Source organism: Mesorhizobium sp. WSM4840 (genome assembly GCF_055811755.1).
In genome coordinates, this window is sequence record NZ_JBVVQD010000040.1 from 45,153 (window position 1) to 52,661 (window position 7,509).

Genomic DNA, 7,509 nt, shown 5'->3' on the forward strand with positions numbered 1-7,509 from the left:
CTTGTCAGTAAGAACGATAATGCAACATTATCGTTCGTTATGTTCCAGCGACAGGTACAGCGCTTTTTGCCTATTTCCGTTGCCAAAAGCGCCGCCATGATTCATCGTGTTTTCGATGATTCTGCGTCCCAGGCCCTCCCAACGCAACCTCGCCTCGCTTGCCGGTGCCCCTTCGCCTGCGCCGACGGCAACGGTGCCGGCCTGGCTGCGCCGGGCCATCCCGGATGCGCAAAGCCTTGCTGGAAAAGATGTTGACGATGTGGCGCTCACCGCCGGCGCCGCCATCGGCGCGCTCGATGCGGCGGTCCGTCGGCAGGAGCGTTGGGCCGGCGCCTGGCGGCAGCGCTTGGCGCTTTCAGCGGCCGCGGCAACGGCGAAGCAGGCCGGCCGCGTCGAGGATGTAAGGGCACTGCGCGACGCCGTGCTGCTCACACGCCCGGGCGATTTTTTGTCTGTCGGCCCGGCCGGATCGATGCTGCTTGCCTGGCGCCGGCTGGCCGGCACGCCTGCCGAGAAACTGCTGACCGAGGCGAGCATCGGCGCGGTGCTGGATGACCTCGGTCTCCGCCGCGACCACGACGCAGTCGGCGAACTAGCGGATGATCTCAGACAGCTTGCCGCCAACACCGGAACGGTCGAAACGCTGGTCGGGGCCTTCGCGGCCGCGGAGCGTTATGGCTTCGGGCGCGTCCTCGCAGCCTGGCTTGCCGATGCCTTGCTCGCGCAGCGGCTGGGCTGGACGCATGCAATCCCTTTGCTGGGCGGCGAGGAGGCCTTAGCTGTGGGTACCGGCCGGCCGCGTCGACCAGTGACTGCCGCTCTGGCTGCGGGTGCCGAAACGGAATCCGATCGGGCCAAAAGCCTTTTGGCCGCGCAGGCGCGCGCTGCGCTGCGCGCCATTGATCTTTCCGCCGAGCTTGAGCGCCGCGCGGGCCGCCTGCTTGCCGTTGCGCCGAAACTCAGGGCCAAGGCGGCGGATGCTGTTGTCGAAAAGCTCCTGTCCGACGACGCGATCGTTGCCTCGGAAAAGATCGCCGGAATGAGCGACGCGGCCTGCGCCGCCTGGTCGACCGGCTGGTCGAGCTCGGCGCCGTCCGCGAGCTGTCCGGCCGTCCCGCGTTCCGCATCTACGGGCTGTGACGATCATGGCAGAGGCAGCGCGTAAACGACGGGGCCAGCCAGCCGGGGATGCACTGTTCGACCGCGAATTAGACCATCTGCCGCCTGAGGCGCGCTGGCGCGAATGGATGCATCGCGTCGAGGCGACGATCTTCGCAGCCAGTGAACCGGTCGGTCGCGAGGCGCTGGCGCGCGTCGTCGGCAAAGGCTGCGCCATCGAGCTTCTGATCGACGATATTCGCGAAGAGCTGCGCGGTCGACCCTATGATCTGGTTTCCGTCGCCGGCGGCTGGAAACATTTGACCCGGCCGGTCTATGCCGACGCCATACGCGCCGCTGTAGGCAGCAGTGAAAAGCCGTCCGACCTGTCGCAGCCCGAAGTGTTGGTGCTGATGTGCATCGCTTACTTCCAGCCCATCACGCGTGGAGAACTGTCGTCATTTTTTGGAAAGGAGGTTTCGCGTGACCTGATTGGCCATTTACGCGGCGCAAACTTGATCGCCTCCGGGCCGCGCAGCCCGACGCCCGGTGCACCCTACACTTATGTCACGACGAAAGAATTCCTGCTGGAGTTCGGCCTCGACACTCTGCGCGACCTTCCGGATTTCGAGGCGCTCGAGGATGCGGGCCTCCTTAGCAAAGAGAGGCTTCTAGCAGGTGATTTCGAGGGTCAATCTTTGTTCGGCGCGACAGAGACGGCGGACGATGAGATAGGCGAGGATACCTGAAACAGCGGTCCCGCCTGAGGAACATCGTCGGCTCCGGGAGCCTTTTCGACACGCAAAATAGCGTCGACGTCGACCTCTGCGCCGCCGGAACCGACGGTTTCCCAAGGACCGGTGGCCGCGAGGATGGCGAGCGTTTCGTCATCGACCAGGTCGTAAGCGGCGAAGAGTTCTGAGAGTGCCGGAGGAGATGGAAGCCGGCCCTTCAGCCCTGCGGCAAGGTTGGCGGTACGAATCTGCATCTCGCGCAGGTGGTTCTGGCGGCCGGCGCGTGGCCCTGCGATCGCTTCCCCGATGATCGTCTTTACGGGCACTACATGGCCCGCGCGCATCTGCACCATTGCTCGCCAAGCTCGATCTTGGTGGCGACTTTGGAGCTGCGCCATGACACCCTCGAATTCCGCGAAGTCGGCGCTCCGTAGATCGCCTGCGGGATCGAAACAGCTTGCAACGACCGCTAATGCATAAGCCGAGGAGAGGCCACGATTGAGCCCGCGACCAGGCCAAAAATGCGTTACGCCTGCGGCGTCGCCAATTAGTGCTCCGAAGACACGATGGGCGGTGCCGGTCGGCGTGATCTCAGCGCTAAAAGCGCCGCGTCGGGTCATGGCAAGCGGGAAAGTGGTGATCGCGTCGAGCGTCTCCTGCGGCATGCCGAAGAGCTTCAGTCCCTCAAGCACGCGCGGCCACAGGAAGGAATCAGGATTTCTTGCAGGTACGAATTCGGATCCGCGCCTAGCGCATACGAAGGCCCCGCTCGCGGAGTTGGCGCGCCAGGTTACTTGGCAAGGATTCGACTGCATGCAGGGCCGGAATTCGTGCTCTCCTGGCACGCGGCCACGGACCTCGGCTGCCTCCTCGTCGGTCAGGCGCATGTATAGAAGTCCCTTGCCGTCAGGTAGACCATTGAAGAGGAAACGCTGCTGAGCGATCGTCATCACAACGGTGGAAGCACTCGACATCCCAGAGCGAACCCGCAAGCCGAGTACGGTGTCAACAACCTGGACGCCCTGTCGGCTATAAGGCGTGGCGTCAGCCTGTCCGAAGGCCGCCGCAAAGTGCTCTCGCGTTCGAGAATTGGCGCCATCGGCTATCACCACGAGGTCCCATTCGCCGAGAGAAAGCTCTGCCGCGTTCACCTGCTGGGGGAGTAAACGCAGCTGTTGTAAACGGGCCAATTCGAGGAGGCGATCCTCGAGATCATGAATGCGGACGTTTCTTGGATAGCCAAGGCCGGTGGGGGATTCTCGGCTGATCGGCCAAATCTCACCATAGCCACCGGCCGGGAACATAGCCGAGCGGACCGCTGCCGGGAGACGACTGAACACGAGAGACTGGATTGTCACCACTTGCTGACGGCGATTGACGCCCTCGGAAGCGCTTCTCCAGCGAATTCCGCGACCTTCGAATGCCCATCTACCATCCGCTATCGTGATCTCCATGCGATCGCCGGCGAGCTCATGAAGCGACGTTGCAAAAGCGAGGCCTACTGGACCGCCTCCGATCACGAAAATTCGCCGTTTGGCGCTGGCTTTGATTGGTGCGGAGTGAGCTGATCTGTGACCGAACATCACGGACACAGAATTGGCGATATTGCGGCGAAGCTTGTCAAGTGTGCTCACGATGCGGCTCCCGAAATGCGATTCGTTAGCCGCAATTTCGTTCAGCGCCGCTTCATGGTGGAGGACATACCTTTTGCTTTCGGGACGGATCTGAGGATTGCGATCTCATCACCCAAAGTTTCCGATTTTGGTATGGCTCCTCGTGGAAAGTTGATGCCAAATCTCGCGTGAACCTGAACTCTGGAGGTAATCGTGTCGAGACGTCTGTACACCGAAGTGATTGGAGTCGCGATCGGCCGCAAATGTGGCCGAACACAAGCCGGGATGCTGGAACTCGTGGCGGCCACCAGCCCCTCCAATCTGCGGCTGGACGAAAAGGCTATTGGCCGTGTCGTCGCCGGCAAGAGCAACCAACAGAGCAAGACTCGTCTGCAAATGATCCCGATCTCGGCCGAGATCCTCGGCCTGCCGCGGGAAGCGATTGTCCGCGAGCTGTTCTGGCGCGAGACCTACGAACGGCTGAGCGAAGAGCTCGCGAACGGAGGTGCCCCAATCATGCTTGAGGGGTTCCTCTTGCTGCTTCATGAATTCGTCGAAGTTGCCAGTGCTGGAAGTGCCTGGAATTATGCCATGGCCGCGTACATGGAAGCGGATCTGCAATGGGACGCCATGAACTCCGCGATGGCCTGTCTCGGCGGACGCACGCGGCAGGAGGTACGCCAATCCTGCGTCCTGACCTTCAAGCGATCGCTGGATCGCTTTGAAAAGTTCGCGCAAGGCGTCCGCTCTGGTGTCTACCAAGTTGCCGAGGGTGCAGCCGCCTTGATCGCGGCCCGCGCGGTTTCGATGCGGGCTGCCTGCTCAGAGCAGCTCTTCAACCTTGCACTTCTCAACGAGGAAAATGGCTGGGAGCTCGCCCGAGATGAAACCAGTCATCCGTTGACGCTGCAATGGGCGGCGACACTGCTTCCGTCGGAGACGGAGTTGGCGCAGTTCAGCGGCACACTTCTGGAATTTCTCCCGGGAGCAGGTTGGCAGCGCAGGATCACCAACAACCACGCGGTTCTGTCGCTGGCCATCGCGAGTGCTGCCGCCGCCGGACTGACCTCCAATGGAACTCCGCAGAATAACGCACGGCTCACGAGTGTCGTCGCCGAAGCCGTCGCTGAGCTTCTCCGTCCTTGTGACGGTGAACGTGTTCGAGTACGAGAGCTCCCGACCTACCGTTCCTTGCTGAGTCTTGGCGTTATTGAGAAAGTTGCCGCTCCACCGCCCAAGCCGGCCGCGTCCATAGCGGCCCGCGCCGCCGTTGCGGTACTGCTTACAGGTCTTGCCGTGGCCGGAATCGAAAGAGTTCCGGGAACGTCTAACTGGCACGGGGCGTCGGTGGGCTCGCAAGCCGTCGCTCAGCCGACGGATGCCGGCCACGTACTCTATCTTGCTGGCCCGGGTGGTACCGGACTGACGGTCGTCGCGGCAGCCGGACCAGGGGGCACTGTCGTGACCCGCATGGAAGTCTGAACCAAATATCAGCTTAGGTGAGCCGTTTGCGGTTCAACGGACCCTCTCATCAAGGCCGAACGGTCTACTCCAGCTGGAGGATCGCGGAGAGGGTCCAACCCGTGTCGAAGATTACCCACAATAGCGGAGCTTTACCGATTGAGCTGGTCAGAGTTGGTGGAGAAAACGCCGATAAGTTCGAGGCCTTCGAGCTTTGTCCGCAGTCCCGGGACAGTGGACAAGCGGGGGGATCAGTCACGCACACCAACATAACGGTCAATGCTCCGATCCGACACAGCGCCGATTACCAAGAGCTGGTGGCGACCGTCGCGGCAAGTGACAGCCGGGTCACAAGGCCTCTCTCGTCTTGCATCGCAAAGGTCGGCATCTGTTTCGCGCGCCGTTTCCCGTACCATGCCATCGCAACTTTGATCAGATCCTCGTTGAACCGCTTGGCGAGAAAACCGTCGAGCAATTTGTCCGTCAGAGCCGGATCGGGATAATAACGAAAGTCGCCGGTGTGCGCCAAGGCATCGAGGTTGGGGGCTTCTTCATCCAGGCGCCGTTGCATCATCTTGCGCGGCAGGTCCGCTGATTTCGGGTAATCAGCAAATGCCTCTCGATAGATTGGAGCCATGAAATCGATAATATGAGTGTCGGTCTGGAGCCACACGTGGAATGCATCGTGCCCGGACGCTAACTGCCCATTCTCCAATTTTCCGAAGGTGGCAACCTCGCCTCCACCGTCACCCACGCAAAGGCAGAATGCACCCCCCATAACCTCCGTTCTGATTTTATAGCACTGGTTAAGAACATAGCCGCCAACGGCCGCAAAGAAGAGGCATGCCCTCTCGGCGGACGCGTCTGGTACGCCCTGAAGCACGCCATGGGTTACCTGATAGATCCGGTTGTATTCACTAAGCGGCAGAAGGAACTTACCCATGAACCTCAGGCTTTCTCGTTGAGGAAAGTGACACTGGTGGCAAGATGAATGTCGTGACCCGTGTCTAGTCGGCTTCGAAATGCAGATCCACGCCTATTAGATCTTGCAGCGTTGGTGCCGGCCTATTCGCGTTCGTGATTAGAGTTTGCGACCATAAGATCGACGTCCCATAAACCGAGCTGCATAACCATTCACCGTTCTCTTCGAACCAATGTTGCGCTTCAGGCAGCAAATCGAAGGAGACTGGATGGCGCGCGAAGGGATTATGAAAAACCTCAATCTCCGCCGTCCACGGCTCATAGCCGTGCGGCCAGAGCCCTCGATACTCGTCGCCAGTGACGTCGAGGCAGAACGGTATGCCCCGCAGGGAGCCGGGCGTTCGGTCGAAGAAATGTCCCAGTCTTGTGTAGCGATAACCCTCAGACGCACCGCCGCCGGAGATCGCGACCCGATTGAGCTTGGAGATCGAGCAGGCATTAGAGGAGATGACAGCCGATAATTCGCCGTGGCGATCATTGGCGAAAAGCCCCGCCGGGAACTGCGCTGGCCCGAGCAGGTACTCAGCCGGCATTGGCACAGCTTGTTTTCGACCATCCACCTCGGCCACAGTTGCGCCTGAGCCCTGCAAATAGCCAATCAAGCCTTCGCGGCTCCACATCATCGAACCGGATGCATGAAAATCCGCGACTGCCAGCATGAACGGTTTTCCAATGACATGAGGAAGCTGATCGTATCGTCGTTCAAGCTTATTTCCGATGGTTTTGGCGAATCGTAGTGCGGCCGTGCCGAAGAATATCTCTTCTCTTTCGGTGGGCACATCCGCGAAGGGCGCGTTAACGTGATTGTATGGCACCTGCGGATTAGCGGTGACGGCCTCGACCCAGGCCTCCTCGCCCAAGCGATTCGCAATATAGAAATCCGGCGATTCAAACGGCTGTTCGACAAGCAGTCCTTGCTCCCGAAATGACGCGAGAAGATGCGCTTCCCATAGGCGCGTGTGAAAATTGGTAGTCTGGCAGTCACTAGCCCAGTTGCGGTCAGGCTTCGGCATGGCGAGATAAAGCTGGTTCAACGCCCACCCGGCAGGCCGACGCGCCGTTGTGGCAAGCAATCGAAACACCTCGCTTGGCTGTCGTCCGGCCAGATCGAACAGCGGCGGCCGGCGGATGGCTCCGGCCGGCATTGGCTCAGGCGGCTGACCTTCAACGAGAAAGGGCTCCAAAGCGTCACGCGCGGCGTCGATATTTGCGAAGCCGCTTTCCTGTCGAGTGACGGTCCAGACCGAGTCCACCCGCCGTCGCATGAGAAGGGTATTGAACGCGTCGGCGGTAGCGTCGTGTGTGACGATACCGCAGCTGCGACCGTCCGAACCGCCCCAGGCCGCGACCGGCGGTTCGGAACCGAAGTCGTGGCCGCGCGGGAGCGACAACGCGTAAAAATCAAATTCCCATTGCGGGACTTTGCGCATCCATTCTCCATTTTCCCCGATATCTACTTACGGCTAACGGCCTGTTTCAGATAGGCTGCTAGTGTCATGATCGCGTAATTCGTGCGATTATTGCGTTGATTCGATTGGAGATGCAATGCATGGGACGAGTTGCTGCAACCATCGACTTGAGCGCCGAGGAACGCAAGGAGCTTGAAGGTCTGTCGCGCCGGC

The 7,509-nt window shown here is 60.6% G+C and carries 5 protein-coding genes and 1 pseudogene; 3 read left to right on the top strand and 3 right to left on the bottom strand.

Annotated features, from left to right (window positions below):
- Nucleotides 1-115: 115 nt before the first annotated feature.
- Both AC0L3I_RS32690 and scpB read left to right on the top strand, forming a co-directional pair.
- Nucleotides 116-1,140: pseudogene (locus AC0L3I_RS32690) on the top strand (DUF1403 family protein).
- 5 nt (nt 1,141-1,145) lie between these two features.
- Nucleotides 1,146-1,847: an SMC-Scp complex subunit ScpB gene (gene scpB / locus AC0L3I_RS32695; RefSeq protein ID WP_473529656.1), complete on the top strand. Its 702-nt coding sequence runs from the start codon at nt 1,146-1,148 to the stop codon at nt 1,845-1,847.
- Here scpB and AC0L3I_RS32700 read toward each other — a convergent pair.
- Complete coding sequence (locus AC0L3I_RS32700; RefSeq protein WP_473529657.1) at nt 1,790-3,466, bottom strand: Rossmann-fold NAD(P)-binding domain-containing protein; 1,677 nt, start codon at nt 3,464-3,466, stop codon at nt 1,790-1,792. The two genes, scpB and AC0L3I_RS32700, sit on opposite strands and share 58 nt — an antisense overlap.
- 192 nt (nt 3,467-3,658) lie before the next feature.
- Between AC0L3I_RS32700 and AC0L3I_RS32705 the strand changes: the two genes are divergently transcribed.
- Nucleotides 3,659-4,927, top strand: coding sequence for a hypothetical protein (locus tag AC0L3I_RS32705; RefSeq protein WP_473529658.1), 1,269 nt, complete (start codon nt 3,659-3,661; stop codon nt 4,925-4,927).
- 283 nt (nt 4,928-5,210) lie between these two features.
- On the opposite strand, the gene AC0L3I_RS32710 is transcribed toward AC0L3I_RS32705, so the two are convergent.
- Nucleotides 5,211-5,849 (bottom strand): DUF2026 family protein, encoded by a 639-nt coding sequence (locus tag AC0L3I_RS32710; protein WP_473529659.1) that lies wholly within the window; start codon nt 5,847-5,849, stop codon nt 5,211-5,213.
- Between the two features lie 64 nt (nt 5,850-5,913).
- Nucleotides 5,914-7,317, bottom strand: coding sequence for a hypothetical protein (locus tag AC0L3I_RS32715; protein ID WP_473529660.1), 1,404 nt, complete (start codon nt 7,315-7,317; stop codon nt 5,914-5,916).
- Between the last annotated feature and the right edge of the window lie 192 nt (nt 7,318-7,509).